The organism is Noviherbaspirillum phoenicis (genome assembly GCF_047237965.1).
GTDB lineage: Bacteria > Pseudomonadota > Gammaproteobacteria > Burkholderiales > Burkholderiaceae_D > Noviherbaspirillum_A.
This window is the reverse complement of the sequence record NZ_JBDFLX010000001.1, coordinates 892,229-911,181: the sequence shown is the minus strand read 5'-3', so window position 1 is coordinate 911,181 and position 18,953 is coordinate 892,229. Positions and strand designations below refer to the sequence as shown.

At 61.8% G+C, this 18,953-nt stretch carries 13 protein-coding genes; 10 read left to right on the top strand and 3 right to left on the bottom strand.

Annotation, left to right across the window (positions count from 1 at the left end):
- Positions 1 to 43 precede the first annotated feature (43 nt).
- Positions 44 to 2,617 carry a cyanophycin synthetase gene (cphA, locus tag ABC383_RS04215; RefSeq protein ID WP_413012126.1) on the top strand — a complete coding sequence of 858 codons (2,574 nt, stop codon included), beginning with the start codon at positions 44 to 46 and terminating at the stop codon, positions 2,615 to 2,617.
- Between the two features lie 454 nt (positions 2,618 to 3,071).
- Complete coding sequence (locus ABC383_RS04210) at positions 3,072 to 4,097, top strand: tyrosine-type recombinase/integrase (RefSeq protein ID WP_413012125.1); 1,026 nt, start codon at positions 3,072 to 3,074, stop codon at positions 4,095 to 4,097.
- Positions 4,098 to 4,699: 602 nt separating this feature from the next.
- On the opposite strand, the gene ABC383_RS04205 is transcribed toward ABC383_RS04210, so the two are convergent.
- A complete protein-coding gene (locus tag ABC383_RS04205) occupies positions 4,700 to 5,017 on the bottom strand; it encodes a hypothetical protein (protein WP_413012124.1) in 318 nt (105 codons plus the stop codon).
- 65 nt (positions 5,018 to 5,082) lie between these two features.
- Between ABC383_RS04205 and ABC383_RS04200 the strand changes: the two genes are divergently transcribed.
- Positions 5,083 to 6,297, top strand: a complete 1,215-nt coding sequence (locus ABC383_RS04200; RefSeq protein ID WP_413012123.1) for an AAA family ATPase — start codon at positions 5,083 to 5,085, stop codon at positions 6,295 to 6,297.
- Positions 6,298 to 6,509: 212 nt separating this feature from the next.
- Positions 6,510 to 7,556: a porin gene (locus tag ABC383_RS04195; RefSeq protein ID WP_413012122.1), complete on the top strand. Its 1,047-nt coding sequence runs from the start codon at positions 6,510 to 6,512 to the stop codon at positions 7,554 to 7,556.
- 312 nt (positions 7,557 to 7,868) lie between these two features.
- Here ABC383_RS04195 and pip read toward each other — a convergent pair whose 3' ends face one another.
- Entirely contained in the window at positions 7,869 to 8,891 is a 1,023-nt protein-coding gene (gene pip, locus ABC383_RS04190; protein WP_413012121.1) for a prolyl aminopeptidase, read from the bottom strand.
- Positions 8,892 to 9,218: 327 nt separating this feature from the next.
- Here pip and ABC383_RS04185 point away from each other — a divergent pair, with 327 nt between their 5' ends.
- Complete coding sequence (locus ABC383_RS04185) at positions 9,219 to 11,837, top strand: DNA translocase FtsK (protein ID WP_413012120.1); 2,619 nt, start codon at positions 9,219 to 9,221, stop codon at positions 11,835 to 11,837.
- 723 nt (positions 11,838 to 12,560) lie between these two features.
- Here the strand turns inward: ABC383_RS04185 and ABC383_RS04180 are convergent.
- Positions 12,561 to 13,454 carry a hypothetical protein gene (locus tag ABC383_RS04180; RefSeq protein ID WP_413012119.1) on the bottom strand — a complete coding sequence of 298 codons (894 nt, stop codon included), beginning with the start codon at positions 13,452 to 13,454 and terminating at the stop codon, positions 12,561 to 12,563.
- A gap of 253 nt (positions 13,455 to 13,707) precedes the next feature.
- Between ABC383_RS04180 and ABC383_RS04175 the strand changes: the two genes are divergently transcribed.
- The 5 genes from ABC383_RS04175 (at position 13,708) to ABC383_RS04155 (ending at position 18,925) form a co-directional block, all read left to right on the top strand.
- Positions 13,708 to 14,442: a TorD/DmsD family molecular chaperone gene (locus ABC383_RS04175; RefSeq protein WP_413012118.1), complete on the top strand. Its 735-nt coding sequence runs from the start codon at positions 13,708 to 13,710 to the stop codon at positions 14,440 to 14,442.
- A 401-nt stretch (positions 14,443 to 14,843) separates the two neighbouring features.
- The gene (locus tag ABC383_RS04170) at positions 14,844 to 15,128 is read left to right on the top strand and encodes a hypothetical protein (RefSeq protein WP_413012117.1); all 285 of its coding nucleotides are present in this window, start codon (positions 14,844 to 14,846) and stop codon (positions 15,126 to 15,128) included.
- An 8-nt stretch (positions 15,129 to 15,136) separates the two neighbouring features.
- Positions 15,137 to 18,013 carry a molybdopterin-dependent oxidoreductase gene (locus ABC383_RS04165; RefSeq protein WP_413012116.1) on the top strand — a complete coding sequence of 959 codons (2,877 nt, stop codon included), beginning with the start codon at positions 15,137 to 15,139 and terminating at the stop codon, positions 18,011 to 18,013.
- A 28-nt stretch (positions 18,014 to 18,041) separates the two neighbouring features.
- On the top strand, positions 18,042 to 18,713 hold the full coding sequence (fdh3B, locus tag ABC383_RS04160; protein WP_413012115.1) for a formate dehydrogenase FDH3 subunit beta: 672 nt from the start codon (positions 18,042 to 18,044) through the stop codon (positions 18,711 to 18,713).
- Positions 18,710 to 18,925, top strand: a complete 216-nt coding sequence (locus ABC383_RS04155) for a hypothetical protein (protein WP_413012114.1) — start codon at positions 18,710 to 18,712, stop codon at positions 18,923 to 18,925. The genes fdh3B and ABC383_RS04155 overlap by 4 nt, the downstream gene beginning before the upstream one ends.
- Positions 18,926 to 18,953 lie beyond the last annotated feature (28 nt).

Genomic DNA, 18,953 nt, shown 5'->3' with positions numbered 1-18,953 from the left:
AGCCGGCTTGGCCGGACAGTCATTACGGGACAGGATCAAATTTATGGAAGTATCAAGAATCCGGGCGCTTCGCGGCCCCAACCTCTGGAGCCAGCACACCTCGATCGAAGCCGTCATCGAGTGCGCGGCGCAGGAAAGCGATATCGCCCGCATGCAGGGTTTTGAAGACCGGCTGCGCGCCCGTTTTCCCTTGCTGCCGATGCTGCAGCCCAGCGGCCACCACGACGCGGTGTCGCTGGCCCATGTGCTGGAACTGACCGCGCTGAGCCTGCAGGCCAATGCCGGCTGCCCGGTCACCTTCAGCCGCACCACGCCCACGCTGGAAAGCGGCATCTACCAGGTGGTGGTGGAATATACCGAGGAAGATGTCGGCCGGCTGGCCTTTGATCTCGCCATCGAACTATGCCGGGCGGCGCAGCAGGACCTGCCGTTCGACGTCGACGGCGCGCTGGCCCGGCTGCGTGAACTCGATGAAGACATCCGCCTCGGACCCAGCACCGGCTCCATCGTCGACGCCGCCGTCGCCCGCAATATTCCCTACCGCCGCCTGACCAGCGGCAGCATGGTGATGTTCGGCTGGGGCAGCCGCCAGCGCCGCATCCAGGCCGCCGAAATGGACCGCACCAGCGCCATCGCCGAATCGATCGCGCAAGACAAGGAACTGACCAAGAAGCTGCTGGCCGCCGCCGGCGTGCCGGTGCCGCGCGGCGGCATCGCCACCACGGCCGAGGCCGCCTGGGCGCTGGCCCAGCAGGTCGGCCTGCCGGTCGTCACCAAGCCCAAGGACGGCAACCAGGGCAAGGGCGTCACGGTCAATATCGGCAACCGGGAAAGCCTGCTGCGGGCCTTTGCCATCGCCAGCGAGTATGGCGATGAAGTGATCGTCGAGCGCTATCTCGCCGGCGACGATTTCCGCCTGCTGGTGGTGGGCAACAAGCTCGTGGCCGCAGCCCGCCGCGATCCGCCGCAGGTGGTGGGCGACGGCGAGCATACGGTGCGCCAGCTGGTCGACCTGATCAACAGCGACCCGCGCCGCGGCACCGGCCATGCCACGTCGCTGACCCGCATCCGCTTCGACGACATCGCCCTGGCGCGTCTGGCCGAACAGGGTTACGAGGCCGACTCGGTGCCGTCCCGCGGCCAGCGCGTAATGCTGCGCAATAACGCCAACCTGTCCACCGGCGGCACCGCCACCGACGTCACGGACGACGTGCATCCGTCGGTTGCCGCCTGCGCGGTGGAAGCGGCCCGCATGGTAGGGCTGGATATCTGCGGCGTCGACATGGTCTGCGACAGCGTTCTGAAACCGATCGAGGAACAGGGCGGCGGCATCGTCGAAGTCAATGCCGCGCCCGGACTGCGCATGCACCTGACGCCGTCGTACGGCAAGGGTCGGGCCGTCGGCGAAAGCATCATCGAGGACATGTTCCCGGCGGGTGAAGACGGCCGTATTCCCGTGGTCGCCGTCACCGGCACCAACGGCAAGACCACCACGGTGCGCCTGATCACCCACCTGCTGGGCAGCGGCGGCCTGCGCACCGGCATGACCAATACCGACGGCGTGTATATAGAGGGCCGCCGGATCGACAGCGGCGACTGCAGCGGCCCCAAGAGCGCCCGCAACGTGCTGATGCATCCGGACGTGGACGCGGCCGTGTTCGAAACCGCCCGCGGCGGCGTGCTGCGGGAAGGCCTGGGCTACGACCGCTGCCAGGTGGCGGTGGTCACCAACATCGGCAGCGGCGACCATCTGGGCCTGAACTACATCACCACGGTGGAAGATCTCGCGGTGCTGAAGCGGGTGATCGTGCAGAACGTGGCGCAGAACGGCATGGCGGTGCTCAACGCGGCCGATCCCATCGTTGCCTCGATGTCGGAAAACTGCGCCGGCCAGGTGACCTATTTCGCCGCCGACCGGCATCACCCGGTGATGACCATGCACCGGGCGCAGGGACTGCGGGTGGTGTTCGTCGATGGCCGGGACCTGGTGGCGGCCGAGGGCATCGGGGAAGTGCGCATTCCGCTTGCCGACGTGCCCATCACCCTGGGCGGCACGCTGGCCTTCCAGGTCGAAAATGTAATGGCTTCGGTGGCTGCGGCCTGGGCCGTAGGGGTGAGCTGGGACAGCATCCGCGCCGGCCTGCGGTCTTTTTCAAACGACAGCGACAATGCGCCGGGACGTTTCAACATGTTCCGCTACCGCGGCGCCACCGTCATCGCCGATTACGGCCATAACCCGGATGCGATGCTGGCGCTGGTGAAGGCGGTGGAAACCTTGCCGGCACGGCGTCGCTCGGTGGTCATCAGCGGGGCAGGGGACCGTCGCGATGAAGACATCCGCCAGCAGACGCGCATCCTCGGCGACGTGTTCGATGACGTGCTGCTGTACCAGGACCAGTGCCAGCGGGGCCGCCAGGATGGCGAGGTGATCGCCTTGCTGCGGGAAGGCCTGGAAGGCAGCCGCCGCACCAGCTCCGTCAGGGAGATCCGCGGCGAATTCGTCGCCATCGACACCGCGCTGGGCAGCCTGAACGATGGCGACCTGTGCCTGATTCTGGTGGACCAGGTGGATGAGGCGCTGGCACATATCGCCGCACGGGTGGCGGAAGCTGCATAGGCGAACCCAACCGGCTTTCGGGAAAACAGGAACGGACGACCGCGTGGTCGTCCGTTTTTTTATTGGCGAATGCCATCCATCTTTGAAAATGCAACTATCAAAGAAGCATTAATAAAACCAGAAAACAAAACCCAAGCCGCCAGAAAAGAGGAGCACTAAAAAAGGGGGGAAAGCGGCTAATTAGCAGCAAAATCGGGCAAGGAAAATCCGATAGGGCAGTCGGACGAAACCTGGGGCGGCGGCCAAAAGAATTTAACACGTAAGCCTACGCACTCCATTCCCACCAAAAACGCAAGGAAGGGTAACCACGATAGAAATCAATCACTTATATTAAATTTTATTGACATTGCACATGCATCACAGAGGTGCATTCCTTATAATGGCGAATCCTTCCGGTTGAACCGCATTGAATTGATTTTACGTTTTCAGATTCCAACAGGAAAATTGATTCGCCATGAAAAGCTCGCTATTCGACACTGGTCATTTTTGGGCTTCCGATCCCATGACGCCGTTCAAGGCATTCATCGCATCGCCCGAGTTCGTGGAACTAGGCAGGCGTGTCCCGGCTTACCGCGACCCCGACAAGAAAGCGCAGCCGCTAAGGCCCGCAACCATCCAGGTCTATACCCTGATGTTCGGCAAGTTCCACCGCTGGATGCGCGATCACGGCAAGACCCTTTATACGGTCAATGACGCCGATATCCTGGAATTCCTGGACAGCCGCCAGGCGGCCGAGACTGGCGCTGCGGAGCAGCTCAAGAGCACGATCAGGGTGAAATATGTACGCATGCTGGAACGGGTATTCCAGCACCTGGAAGTCTCGCCGAATCCTGCCCAGAGTACCGCCTTCCAGATTTACAAGACGAAAGGCGCGAGCGGCAAGGACCTGGAAATGGTGGTGATGGACGATGCACAGCAGCAGGCTTTCATGCATGCGCTGCCCGTCGCGAATGCGACGCCCGCCGGGTGGAAGCGCCGGCGCGACCGCGCGATGCAGGCTCTGATGCTGGGTGCTGGCCTGACAGTTGCCGAGGCCATGCACGCAAAGATGCGCGATATCGGTTCTCTGGACAGCGCGGGCTCATTACCCGTTACCGTCAGGCCGGAGTCCGCCCACAGCACCACGCGAGAGCACAAGACGCTGCTGCGTCCCTTTGCCTTGGCCGAGGTCATGCAGTGGGTGGAGGAACGGAAAAAGCTGGATATACCGGGCCAGTTGCTGTTTCCCGCAGCGCTCTCCACGGGCAAGCCTCTGGATAAGGCCACCGTGTACCGCCAGGTCAAAAAAACCTTTGAGCGCGCCGGCCTGGAAATGCCGCGACAAGGCGGCCGCACGCTGCGCAATACCTTTGCGGTGCGTGAACTTGAAAAGGAATCAGTGGAGCTGGTCGGGCAACTGCTGGGCCTGGAGCGCCAGCGTTCCACGGAAGCTTATCTGAACGCGGCCCGGCGCAAGGCCAGGGCACCGCGATTGAGTTGAAGCCGGCCGCCGGGCTGGGCACAGATAGGCGCTTGGGAGATGGATGCCTGCTTATCGGCGGGCGCGTAAGGGAAGGCAAGGATACTAAAGAATGATCTTCCAATACGCAATTCCACATTTGATTTTACATAATGCAAATTATGGGTAATTCGTGAAGATGAAAGCGAAGCGACAAAATTCCGCCAAGCCTCCATTACCAGCTATTTGCACTTACTGGCGCCTTCCGGCCGGCCTGTACGACCAATTCAAAAAGCCCGCGATCTTGCGCGGGCCATGACTGCATTAATGGGATCAGACTGAATCTTACTTGACTCGCCGGTCGCCCAACGCCTTATTTGCTGGTACCGGTTCCGGTCGTGCCAGTGGCGCCGCTCGTTCCGCTGGTTCCGGTGCCGGCAGTGCCAGCCCCAGCAGCCGTGCTGCCGGACGTTCCGCTGCCGCCCGCCGCCGTACCCGTGTCAGCACTGCGGTTGCAGCCGCCAAGGACAAGCATGAGCGCCGTTGCCGCCAGCATCACACGGGCGCTGTTGGTAGAAACTTTCATCGTTGATCCTTTCATTGAGTAATGAAGTCTGTGCAGCCGCCTTGCATCCTGAAAATTTTCACAATGGCAAAGTTGCTGTCATTTCGACGGGAATTAACGAAGGCTGTTCCGGCCTGACGCGGATCACACTCCAGATCCTGATCTCGATCAACGCTTTCCTTGTATTAGCAATTAGCAGGCGTCTTCTCTCAACGGAAAATGCGGATTTTCCTTCTGCATTGCGACACGCAGAAATCATGTATGAAACTTTGCCACTTCTCCCTTTCTTGGTGGTTCGGGTCTTGATTTCCCATATTGGATTCTTTTGTTCGATAATTGCATTTCCTGAATCAGGATCGACGATGGTCGGATCGGGTAACGAACAGATGTCACACATGCTGCTTCGACCGCCGCTGCATAGTGCGGCGTTTCCAGCCCAATCAATCGTTACTCACTGCCGAAATGCTCACCACCCTTGCCATTGCAAACTACCGCTCTATCCGGAAGCTGATCATCCCCCTGAGCCAGCTAAATATCGTCACCGGCGCCAACGGCAGCGGCAAGTCCAGCCTCTATCGTGCGCTCCGCCTGCTCGCTTTTACCGCCCAGGGACGCCTGATTGCTGCCTTGGCCGATGAAGGCGGCCTGCAGTCGACGCTCTGGGCCGGACCGGAAACCATCTCCGCGGCGGTGCGGCAGGGCATGCATCCGCCTCAGGGCACGCGCCGCAACGAGCCGGTCAATCTCAAGCTCGGCTTCTGCACCGGGCAACTTGGCTATGCGATCGACCTCGGCCTGCCCTCGCCCTCCGCGTCCATGTTCGGTGCTGATCCGGCAATCAAGCGCGAATGCATCTGGAGCGGTGCCTTCCTGCGGGCAGCAGGCCTGCTGGTGGATCGTAAAAACTGGGGCGTCCATACCCGGGCCGCGGATGGATCCTGGCGCCAGATGACTGAAAACCTGTCGCCATTCGACAGCATGCTTGCTGAACTGGCGGACCCCCATGCCGCTCCCGAGATGCTGACGTTGCGCGAACTGATACGGTCATGGCGTTTCTACGACCACCTGCGCACCGATATCGATGCACCAGCGCGACGCGTGCAGATTGCCACCCATACCCCGGTTCTGAGCGCAGATGGCGCCAGCCTGGCATCGACATGGCAGACCATATGCGAGATCGGCGATGCAGATGGGCTCAAGGAAGCGGTGTCCGACGCCTTTCCCGGCGCCATGGTGGGTGTCCAGCCGGTAGGCAACGGCCTGCAGATCATGATGCGGCAGCATGGGCTTCTCAGGGCGCTGTCTGCCGCGGAACTATCGGAGGGCACCCTGCGCTACCTGCTATGCATCGCCGCCCTGCTCTCTCCTCGACCACCCGCGCTGATAGTGCTCAACGAACCCGAAACCAGCCTCCATCCGGACCTGCTGCCGGCGCTGGCGCGGCTGATCATCAAGGCTTCCGGCGAAAGCCAGATCGTCGTCGTATCCCACTCCACGCGCCTGGTGGCAGCGCTAGAGCGGGAAGGCGGCGCCACCACGATAGCGCTTGAGAAGGAATACGGTGAAACCCTGGTGCAAGGCGTCCACACCCTGGAACAGCCCAGCTGGCGCTGGCCAAAGCGCCGAACCGGGCTGCGCCGCCTTGATCGGCCACAATTGTTTCTTTCGCAGCAATAGTACATTGCTTCACGCACCGTCAATCCGTGCTGCTGCGGTCCCTACAATGGCACGTGTTGTCTGATGCAGGGAGGAAACACCTTCCGGTATCCGTCATTTGCCCGGCGCAGACCTTACGCCATGCTCTGTCGGACGCATTGCATCCGGCAAATACTCGTACGGCAAAAAGCCAAGCGACGTTCAAACACACAGCATCAAATGGGATAGCCAAGATGAAAAAAGCAGTAGCAGGACTGGCCGTGCTGACAGCCATTTCCGGTGGCGCCGCAGCGCAGACCAGCGTGTCCGTGTATGGCGTGATGGATATCGGCATTGCGAGGCGCGACGACAGCAACCCCGCCGGCAAGACCGTCTCGATGGAGAGTGGCCAGCAGTCAGGCAGCCGTCTCGGCTTCAAGGGCCGTGAGGACCTCGGCGGCGGCATGGCGGCGCAGTTCGTGCTGGAAAGCGGAGTCAATCTCGACAACGGCACTTCCGGGCAAGGCGGACGCCTGTTCGGACGCCAGGCCTGGGTCGGACTGGACGGCAATTTCGGTGGCCTGAAACTGGGTCGTCAGCAAACCGTGCTCTACACGGCGCTCGACAAGATCGATCCTTTCCACATTAACCTCGCCGGCAATTCGCAGAAAGTGTTCGGCTATGGCACCTATGCCGCCGACCCCTTCCTGCGGTCCGACAACACCATCGCCTACAGCACCCCGACCGTGGCAGGCCTGGCAGGCACGCTGACCTACAGCCTTGGCGAGCAGGCTGGCGACTACTCGGCCAAGCGCAGCACGGGCCTGGGACTGAACTACGCCAACGGTCCGCTCAACCTGCAACTGGCTTACCTGAAGGCGAACACGGTGGCCGCGCCTGCCGGGTTCGGCACATCAACCGGCGACAATCGCGCTCTGCTGGTTGGCGGCACCTATGACTTTGGCATGGCAACGGCGCATCTGGGCTATGCGGAAAATCGCCTGGGCAGCATCAGCGGCGGCGGCAAGGACCGTAACCTGCTGGCTGGCGTTACCGTGCCGGTCGGCGCTGCCGGCAGCGTGATGGCGTCCTTCATCCGCAATGAACTGACAGACCTTGCCGAAGGCCGTAGCGACCAGTATGCACTGGGCTACTCCCACAAGCTGTCCAAGCGCACCAACGTCTATACCTCGGTGTCATACACGAAAAACGACAGCGACGTGGCGCTCAACACCTTCCGTGGCGAGCAGTTTGGCCAGAGCGTGCGCCTGTTCAACGTCGGCGTTCGTCACTCTTTCTGAACGAAACGCTCTGCAAGGCGCTTTGGCGCCCTGCTGCACCAAAAAGCCGTCGGGCATTGCCGACGGCTTTTTTCATGGAACGAAAGGCAGCGAGTTCTGCAGGAATTCCGCCGAACTGAGGACGTAGACCGACACCGCCGACACCACAGCGGGCACGAGAGCAATAACGCCTGATTGATATTTACGCATGTTGGTTCCCCAGTTCGATGATGGAAGAATAAACACTGCGCAGAAATGTTGATATCAGACAAGCTCCCGTCATGTTGTAGGACAGTTGGCATACCGCTGTCGGCTGCCATGAGCAGGCCGACGCTACCCGAAGCGGCGCTGTGTGCGGAACTGCTCGGTGGCGCTGACCAGCGCGGCCGCAATCCCCGGCTCGGACGCCGCGTGGCCGGCGTCAGCGATGATGTCCAGGCGCGATCCGGGCCAGTTCGCATGCACCCGCATCGCCGTCACCGGCGGGCAGATCAGGTCATAGCGGCCCTGCACGATGCAGGCCGGCAGATGGCAGATATGCTCCAGGTTGTTGAGCAAGGCCTGCGATTCCATGAAGCCGGCATTGAGGAAGTAATGCGCCTCCAGCCGGGCAATGGCAAGGCAGGCCGCGTCACTGTCGCCGGCCGCCGATTCGGGCTGCGGGTGAAGATAGGCGCAGCGGCTTTCATACACGCTCCACGCCCGCGCCGCGCGCAGCATGGCGGCCGCATCGTTGCCGAACAGGCGCTCGGCATAGGCATTGAGCAGGTCGCCGGGTTCGAAAGGCAGCACCTCGGCGGCGAACGCCGCATGGGCTTCGGGGAAGAACTTGCCCATGCCGGTCATGAACCAGTCGATTTCCTCCTGGCTGCACAGGAACACGCCGCGCAGGATAAAACCGCTGCACCGTTCCGGATGGCGTTCTCCATAAGCCAGCGCCAGGGTGGCGCCCCATGAACCGCCAAACACCAGCCAGCGCTGGATGCCCAGCATTTCCCGCAACCGTTCAATGTCGTCGACCAGGAGCGGCGTCGTGTTGTCCCGCACCTCGCCCAGCGGCGTGGACTGGCCGGCGCCTCGCTGGTCGAACAGCACGATGCGGTAATGCGCCGGGTTGAAGAAACGACGATGCCGCGGCGACAGCCCGCCGCCCGGCCCGCCATGCAGGAACAGCACCGGTTCGCCGTCCGGATTGCCGCATTCCTCCCAGTACAGGGTGTGCAGCCGGTCGACCGGCAGCGTGCCGCTTCGATACGGTTCGATCGCCGGGAACAGCACGCTTTCCAACGCGACAAGGGCATTTCCGGGCAGGCTGGAAACGCCGGCCTGCCTGCTGGTGTCATCAAGAGTGTTCATGGCTGATGGATAGTCGGTAAACAAGACCCTTTTCGCGGCCGCGTCGTGTTGGGTTTCGGGTAAACTGCCTGCTTTCCATTTCACAGGATACAGAAGTCTATCGCTCTCTCGGGCGTTAATCGCGCATTCGAGATACTGGGAGCCTGCGCGGCAGCAGTCGGCGAAGCGAAACGTGCGAAAAACGGTCCGGTTCGGCACCAGCCCTCGCGCGTCGCAGCCGCCGACTCTTCTGCCGCGCAGGCTCCTGTCTCATGTCTGCCACGCCATTTCCCCGAACGCTGACACCCACGCGACAACGGGCTTTACGACTCCACCGCAATCCGAAGTATGCAAATCGCTGTTTTTTCCTTTTTTGGCTGGTCGGTCTTGTGGGTGCTGCCCTTGCTTGCACGCCTGGCCGGCGGCCTGCTGGGCATGGGTCCCGGCGCGCGCGGCCGCGGCTCGATACGACTCTGGCTGGGCACCCTGATGATCCTGTGCGCGAGCAGCGCACTCGAGGCGAAGCTGCGCAGCCAGCCCGACACCGGCCCGGCGCCGGCCGCTTTCGGTCACTGGCTGGCCGGCGGGCTGACGCAGGCGTTCGGCGGCGTTCTGAGCGCGCTGCTGCTGCTGGCGGTGATGGCGCTGGGCCTGTTCTGGCTGTTCGGCCGGCCAGGCGCCAGGACCGAAACGGAAGACGATGTGGCGCTGCGCGGACCGTCCCTGCCGGGCGAGACGCTGCTGCCGCGCCGCACCCTGTCGGCCGAGCCGCCACCGGCAAGGTCGAACCCGGGCAGCCTGCGCGCCGCCACCACGCCGCCACCGCGCAAGCACCAGTCCTGGACCCTGCCGCCGCCGATCCCGCCGCAGGAAACCGTCGCCGGACGCCGCCAGGCGCAGCCTGTGGCGGCTGCCGAAAAGCCCGCGGCCCGGCCAACGCCGCGCGCGCCCAGCGCCTGGGATGCGGTCGAGAGCCTGCGTCCCACCGAGGCGATGCTGGCACGCGCGCGCGCCGAGGAATCGGCCGCGCGCCGCGAACGCGAGCGGCGCGAAGCCCTGCGCCAGCCGCGCCCGGCGGCAGCGCCAGTGTCCGCGACTGCGAGGCAGGCGCCCCAGGCCGGGACCATCCCGTCGCCCTCCCCCGCCCCGGTCAACGGCACCGCAGCGGCCGCCCATTTTCCACCGGCGGACGAGGAAACCATCGACAGCAGCCTGTTCCTGCCACCGGGTTTTGGCGAAGTCATCGACAGCAGCGAATTCCTGCCACCTGGTTTCTCCGCCGCCGCATCGCCGGCCGCGTGGCATGCCGAGCCGATGCCGGCACCGGACATCCCCGTGATCGACAGCAGCGACCTGTTCCTGGGTGCGGACATGCCTGCGCTGGGCGCGGCCGGCAACCCTGGCCTGGCCAGCACGGCGCCACCGGCTTACGCAATGGCCTCCGCGGCGTCCATGGCGTCGGTTGCGCCGCCGCCGCGACGGCCACAGTCCATGCCATTGCCGGGCCTGACCCTGCTGGACGCCGCCGATGGCGCCACCATCGATATCTCCGCCGAGGAACTGGAGCAGACCGGCCAGCTGATCGAGCAGCGCCTGAAGGAATTCAAGGTGCCGGTCACGGTGCTGGGCGCCGGCGCCGGCCCGGTGATCACCCGCTATGAGGTCGAACCCGCCACCGGCGTGCGTGGCGCCCAGATCGTCGGCCTGATGAAGGACCTGGCGCGCGCGCTGGGCCTGACCTCGATCCGCGTGGTGGAAACCATCCCCGGCAAGACCTGCATGGGCCTGGAATTGCCCAACACCCGGCGCCAGATGATACGGCTGTCGGAAATCCTGGAGTCCGACGCCTACCGCGGCTCGCCATCCCACCTGACGATTGCGCTGGGCAAGGACATCACCGGCCGGCCCGTGGTCACCGACCTCGCCCGGGCGCCGCACATGCTGGTGGCCGGCACTACCGGCTCGGGCAAGTCGGTGGCGATCAATGCGATGATCCTGTCGCTTCTCTACAAGGCCACGCCCGAGGATGTGCGCCTGATCATGATCGACCCCAAGATGCTGGAGCTGTCGGTCTATGACGGCATTGCCCACCTGCTGGCGCCGGTGGTGACCGACATGAAGCTGGCGGCCAATGCGCTCTCCTGGTGTGTGGGCGAGATGGACCGGCGCTATCGCCTGATGTCTGCGCTGGGCGTGCGCAACCTGGCCGGCTACAACCAGAAGATCCGCGACGCCGCCGATGCCGGCCGCAAGGTCGCCAATCCGTTTTCCCTCACCCCGGACGCGCCCGAACCGCTGGAGCCGTTGCCGATGATCGTGGTGGTGATCGATGAACTGGCGGACCTGATGATGGTGGCCGGCAAGAAGATCGAGGAACTGATCGCCCGCCTTGCACAGAAGGCCCGCGCCGCCGGCATCCACCTGATCCTGGCTACGCAGCGTCCTTCGGTGGACGTGATCACCGGCCTGATCAAGGCCAATATTCCCACCCGGGTGGCCTTCCAGGTGTCGTCCAAGATCGACTCCCGCACGGTGCTTGACCAGATGGGCGCCGAAGCCCTGCTTGGCCATGGCGACATGCTGTTCCTGCCGCCGGGTTCAGGCTATCCGCAACGGGTACATGGCGCTTTCGTCTCCGACCAGGAGGTGCACCGGGTAGTGGAATACCTGAAGCAGTTCGGCGAACCCGATTACGAGGACGCGGTGCTGGCCGGTCCGGCGGTCGCCGAAGAGGCGGCCGACACGCCAGCGGCGGATGCCGATGCGGAAGCCGACCCCCTGTACGACGAGGCGGTGGCATTCGTTATCCGCAGCCGCAAGTCGTCGATCTCGGCAGTGCAGCGGCAGTTGCGGGTTGGCTATAACCGCGCAGCGCGGCTGGTGGAGCAGATGGAAGCGGCAGGAGTCGTGTCGGCGATGTCGAGCAACGGCAGCCGGGATGTGCTGTCGCCGCCGGGTGGGGAATAAGCCAGGCTGGCGGGTCACACGTGCCAAGTTAAGCTCGCTTCTGCACTAGCAGCCCGCCTATCGTTTCATTGCTGTTGCATATCGACGATAGGAGAGATGCCAGTCGGTGGTCGTGGTATTAAAGTCTGCACCACCATCGATTGGCAGCCAGGCCATCTCGTGGTGGCCGCCATGTCAAACTGACAGAAGCGGGGCAATGGCGCTGTCCCAAGCAACGCTGATATCTGCTGCGATTGATCAGCAGCAGCAAATCCGGATCGTTCCTCCAATCAGCGACATCAGGGAAGGCAGAGCTGTAAGGATTAATGGGTAGCCATGGAATTTTCAGCTTGCCTGTTGTTGACAAGTGGCGGATCGACTTCTGACACACCACTTTCATGAAAACCACACAATCCGTACCCGATTGAAATGCTGCTGAGCGACTAGCATGCGCTGTGAAGCCCATTTTTCGCTGAAAGGAATGTGACAAGCGTAATGCATTGATGCTGCGAACAATGGCGAAAATGCATCTACAAGCTCCGTTTTTCTGCAGGACGTTCAGGAAAGTTTCTTCCAAAAGCCGTCAAATAAAGGCGAAACCCGGGTCGACATGGCCTCTTTAGGCCAAAGCAGCAATTGTAAAAATTCTTCACCATCATTAGGCTTTCAACAAAAATTTATGCCACTCGACGCGAAGCCTTCAATGACACTCCTGATTTCACCTCGTATTCAGGATTTCCAAACTTAAAAACGGGTCACGAGAATATCCTTCACAAGTCTCTCGAATTCCTCCTCAAATTTCCTCCTTACGCCCGCGCACGCAAATTTTGTGAGCGCCCCATTCCCGGGTTTGGAGCAGACATCCTCATATACCTTATCAGCCCTTTTCAAGAAATTGTTTTTTAATTCTAATTTTTTATCTTCCAAACATTTTTCTTCATCGGCTCCATCATGGGGTGCGCGCAGCATGGACCGAAGTTGCAGTTGGTAAACTCTCGAAAGTACATCGGGCATTTCTGCTTTCACCACAGGCAAGGGCGTTAAATCCTTCCCGCCTCTTCCCCGTTCTTGCACGTACACAGCCTCTACAAAATGTTCCAGACCTTGATCGAGATTTCTCGATATCAATGCATCTGATAATGTTGAGAAAAATCCTTTATACACGTCCGCCAAATTTTTCAATGTGCTGTCTTTTGCATATCCTTCCAAATCAATAACGAATTTATTAATCTTTTCCAACTGATTTTGGTTGGCATGCTCAACCCTTCGGCAAATTTCATTGCATAATTTTTCTATATGACCGACCTTGGCGCCAGAAAAGAAACCATTCTCCACATCCTGCCACACTGCACATAAATTTCCACCTTTCAGGAAGCAATCCTTTGTAGAGATATATTTTTCGAAGTCAGAAATGAGTTTTTTTTGCGCAAAGAATCCCTTAAATCTGGACGAACATCCCTTAACAAAATTCAGGACTCTTTCATGTAGAGTTTTACGAGGGCGGGAAACGTCGGAGCCAGCCGCTCTTCGTGAACTCGCTGGTAAATTGGCTAGCCCCAAGGGGGTGGATTCTTCCGCGAATGCTCCTGAAGGTGACAGGGGCCAAGCCTCGCGCTTTGGAGTTTCAATAACCAGCATGGAATTTTCCGAATTATCATCCCTGCCTTCATTGCGAATGCTGTATGGAGCGTACAAACATTTAAATAAATCCATTTTAGCCTCTCAAAATAAGTCTGCCGGTGGGTAAAGAGATTCGTTATTTCGTTCCATCGCGGCTATTTCACGGGACAACACAACAAGCCACCTGATCCGTTGCCACGACGCATCGAAGCTCAGGTTTTGATCGATCTCCAACCGTTCAGGAAGCATTTCGTGCATAAAGACGGAGCAGATGTTGCTGGAAGCACTATTCAGCCTTTCCCGCGCCCCTCCTCAGCCGGACGAATTCATGCCCACGGATCATGTAAGGTTTTCCCCGGTCTCTGACACAGAACCGGCCGATATGCAGTCCGACAGTGGGCGGGAGCCATTCATTCTGCTGCCAGCCGAAGAGCAGGCCCGCGCTCGTTTTTACGGCCTGCTGGCTACGCTGTTGCTCTCCCCGCCATCCGCCGGCCTGCTCGATGCGCTTGCCACTGCGGATCCAATCGATGGCGCGACCGGGAAGCTTGCACCGGCCTGGGAACAGCTGGTACTGGTTGCCGGCATCATGGATGCCGAGGCGGTACGCGAGGAGTTCGATGCGCTGTTCGTTTCAACCGGGACGCCGCTGATTAATCCGCATGCATCGCTTTACTTATCCGGATTCATGATGGACCGGCCATTGGCAGCGCTGCGGAGCACGCTGCGCGAACTGGGCGTGGCCAGGCAAGCCGATGCCAGTGAGCTGGAGGATCACCTCGGATCGCTTTGCGAGGCGATGGCGCTGCTGATCCAGCAGGGAAGGCCCCTGCGAATGCAGAAGGCTTTCTTCAATGAGCATATCGCCGGCTGGGTGCAGGCTTGCCTGGCTGACATGCGCAATGCGCATGGTGCGCGCTTTTACCTTCATGTCGCGCGCGTGCTTGATGCCTTCGTGGAACTGGAGAGGGAGGCTTTCGAGATTGGAGACTGTGCGGGCGTGTAAGCGCGCACGCGAATACACGTTCCTGCATTTCAAGCCCGCCGCCGGAGAATCGCATGAGTCGGCCGGGCGAGCCGCGATGAATCCGTCTGCCGTTTCCCCCTTCCCGTACCCGCTGTTCCGCTCGTTCAAGCGCGATCGCCGTTTTCTGAGACTGCTTGATCCAACTTTCACGCCGATGCGCATGCCCGCATTGAATCGGCCAGATCAGTAATGCACTGATGAAAGCAATTGCTCTGCACCCATTGGCGCCTTGAAACCCTTGTTGCGATACTGACCGCTAAGATTTACAAGAGGTGCTTGCAACTTGTTCAACCCCCTGCGGGTTCGACAATGGGTGCCGATGGAAGGCCCGGAACCCGTCGCGAAACGTCCAAGGGCACGGCTCTTGCAATAGCCGCATCATGCCTACCAAAACCGCCGCGCCAAAACCCGTTCCAGTTCGTAGCCCCGCGCCGCAGATGACGCACGCTGCCGATTTGCCAAACCCGGCCAATGGCCGCCGCGGATTCCTGCGTACCAGCGCCAATGCCGGCCTGCTGGGCGCAGCGCTTGCCCTTCTGTCCCGTAGCGCTCCCATACAGGCGGCCGGTCAGGCCAGCGCGGCCGAGAGCACGGAGCCTCCTTCCGGCGGCTATCACGAAACCGAGCACATCCGTAAGTACTACGCCAAAGCGCGTCAATTCTGAGGCTGCCCATGACCCTGCTCCGTAAAACCGGTGACACCGTCAAGCGTTCCACCCTGGTGCCACGCAGCCTTGGCCAGGGCGTGCCGAAAGGCCTGAGCCGGCGTGCCTTTCTTGCACGCGCCGGGCTAGTGACCGGCGGCGGACTGCTGGCGCAGCAACTGCCGCTGCGCGTGATGCAGCAGGCAGAGGCGCAGACCACCCATGTGACGCCCGACCAGGGCAAGCCCGAGGTGAAGCACACCATCTGCAGCCACTGCTCTGTTGGCTGCTCGGTGGAAGCGGTGGTGCAGAACGGCGTCTGGGTGCGGCAGGACACGGCATTCGACTCGCCCATCAACCTCGGCGCCCACTGCGCCAAGGGCGCATCGGTGCGGGAACACGGCCATGGCGAGCACCGGTTGCGTTATCCGATGAAGCTGGTCAACGGCAAATACCAGCGCATCAGCTGGGATCAGGCGATCAACGAGGTTGGCGACAAGCTGCTGCAGCTGCGCCAGCAGGCCGGGCAGGATGCCATATTCTGGATCGGCTCGTCCAAGCACAACAACGAGCAGTCCTACCTGCTGCGCAAGTTCGTCTCCATGTGGGGCTCCAACAATACCGACCACCAGGCGCGCATCTGCCATTCCACCACGGTGGCCGGCGTGGCCCAGACCTACGGGTACGGCGCCATGACCAATTCCTTCAACGACCTGAGCCACAGCAAGGCGGTGCTGTTCATCGGCTCCAACCCGGCCGAGGCGCATCCGATCTCGATGCTGCACTTCCTGCATGCGAAGGAACTCGGCGCGAAGATGATCGTGATCGACCCGCGCTTCACCCGCACCGCCCGCTTTGCCCATCACTATGTGCGCATCCGGCCCGGCACCGATATCGCGCTGGTCTGGGGCATCCTCTGGCATATCTTCGAAAACGGCTGGGAAGACAAGGAATACATCGAACGTCGCACCTACCGCATGGACGAGGTGCGCAAGGAAGTGGCGAAGTGGACGCCGGAGAAAGTGTCGGACGTCACCGGCGTGCCCGAGGCGACGGTGAAGAAGGCGGCCGAAATGCTGGCGACCAACCGGCCGTCGTCGGTGGTCTGGTGCATGGGCATTACCCAGCACCATGTCGGCACCGCCAATGTGCGCGCGCTGTCGATCCTGCAGCTGGCGCTGGGCAATATCGGCGTGGCCGGCGGCGGCGCCAATATCTACCGCGGCCATGACAACGTACAAGGCGCAACCGACGTCGGCCCCAACCCCGACTCCCTGCCCGGCTACTACGGCCTGGCCGAGGGCGCCTGGAAATATTTCGCGCGGGTCTGGGACGTGGACTACCAGTGGCTGCAGGGCCGCTTCGCCAGCAAGGCGCTGATGGAAAAGCCCGGCATGACGGTGTCGCGCTGGTTCGACGGCGTCAACGAGAACAAGCAGTTCGTGGACCAGCCCAACAGCCTCAAGGCGGTGGTCTACTGGGGCCATGCGCCCAACAGCCAGACCCGCCTGCCCGACATGAAGCTGGCCATGCAGAAGCTGGACCTGCTGGTGGTGATCGACCCCTACCCGACCATGACCGCGGCCATGCACGGCAGGAAGGATGGCGTCTACCTGCTGCCGGCCACTACCCAGTTCGAGACCCAGGGTTCGGTCACCTGCAGCAACCGCTCGGTGCAGTGGCGCGAGCGGGTGATCCATCCGCTGTTCGAGTGCAAGACCGACCACGAGATCATGTACCTGTTTGCGAAGAAGTTCGGCTTCGCCAATGAACTCTGCAAGCATATCAAGGTGGTCGACAACGAACCCGTGATCGAGGACATCCTGCGCGAGATCAACCGCAGCGTCTGGACCATAGGCTACAGCGGCATTTCGCCCGAGCGGCTCAAGCTGCACATGGAAAACAAGCACACCTTCAATCCGACCACGCTGCTGGCGGAATACGGTCCATGCAAGGGCGACTACTACGGCCTGCCCTGGCCGTGCTGGGGCACGCCGGAGATGAAGCATCCCGGCACGCCCATCCTGTACGACATCTCCAAGCCGGTGGCCGAGGGCGGCCTGCCGTTCCGGGCCAACTGGGGCGTAGAGCATGACGGCCTGCCGCTCTTGGCGGCCGATGGCTCCAGCAACAAGGATAGCGAGATGCAATTCGGCTATCCCGAGTTCGACCATGTGCTGCTGAAGAAGCTGGGCTGGTGGAATGAACTCACGCCCGAGGAGCAGAAGCAGGCCGAGGGCAACAACTGGAAGACCGATATGTCGGGCGGCATCATCCGCGTGGTGATCGCGCATGGCTGCGCGCCGTATGGCAATGCGCGCGCCCGCTGCCACGTGTGGAATTTTCCCGATCCGGTGCCGGTGCACCGGGAGCCGCTGGTCAGCCCGCGGCGCGATCTCGTGGCCGCCTATCCGACCTATCCGGACAAGGCCGCATTCTGGCGCCTGCCGACGCTCTACAAGTCGGTGCAGGACATCAATTTCGCCAAGGACTATCCGCTGATCATGACCTCGGGAAGGCTGGTCGAATACGAGGGCGGCGGCGACGAAACCCGTTCCAATCCCTGGCTGGCGGAACTGCAGCAGACCATGTTCGTGGAAGTCAACCCGCATGACGCCGCCCAGCTCCGTGTGCAGACCGGCAAGTTCGTCTGGGTGGAAACCCCCACCGGCGCGCGCATGAAGATCACCGCCTTCGTCACGCCGCGTGTGCCGGCGGGCCTGGTCTGGATGCCGTATCACTTCGGCGGCTGGTGGATGGGGGAGGACCTGCGGGAAAACTATCCGGCCGGCGCCGCCCCCATCGTGCTGGGTGAAGCGGTCAACACCGGCTGGACCTACGGTTACGACGTGGTGACGATGATGCAGGAGACCAAGGTCTCGCTGTGCCGTCTGGTAACGACCTGAGCGGCAAGGAGCGACGATGGCAACCAGGATGAAATTCATTTGCGATACCGAGCGCTGCATCGATTGCAACGGCTGCGCCACGGCCTGCAAGAACGAGAACGAAGTGCCATGGGGCATGCACCGGCGCCGGGTGGTCACTGTCAACGACGGCGTGCCGGGCGAGGCGGCGATCTCGGTAGCCTGCATGCACTGCACCGACGCGCCCTGCATGGCGGTGTGCCCGGTGGACTGCTTCTACCATACGGCCGACGGCATCGTCCTGCACAGCAAGGACCTGTGCATAGGCTGCGGCTACTGCTATTACGCCTGCCCGTTCGGCGCGCCGCAGTTCCCCAACCCCGGCGCCTTCAACCATCGCGGCAAGATGGACAAGTGCACCTTCTGCTCGGGCGGCCCGGAGCCGGACAACTCGGAAGCGGAATTCCTGAAGTACGGCCGCAACCGCATCGCCGAGGGCAAGCTGCCGGTCTGCGCCGAGCAATGCGGCACCAAGGCGCTGCTGGGCGGCGATGCCAGCATCATTGCCGACATCTATCGGCAGCGTGTGGAAACCCGCGGCTATGGGCCGGAACTGTGGGGCTGGGACATCGCCTATGAGACCAGGCGCAACAACGGCAAGGTGGAAAACAAGGGCGATGGCCCGCGCCGGAACCAGGTGCCGAACGACTTCCAGAACAACCCGAGAAAGTTTCCGACATGAGCCGCGTCCGCGTATTGCTCCTTGCGTTGATGGCATGCGGCCTCACCGGCTGCCTGGAAGTGGAACAGCATCCGCCCTGGGTGCATGGCTATTACGACGGCAAGCCCGACAACATGCCATCGCAACGCCACTACCACGGCGACCGCATGGCCTGGAATGCCGCCATCGACAATCGCAACAGGCGCCAGAACGAATACAACCGCATGCCCTGAGCCGGGCAAGACAACAGCAGAACAGGAG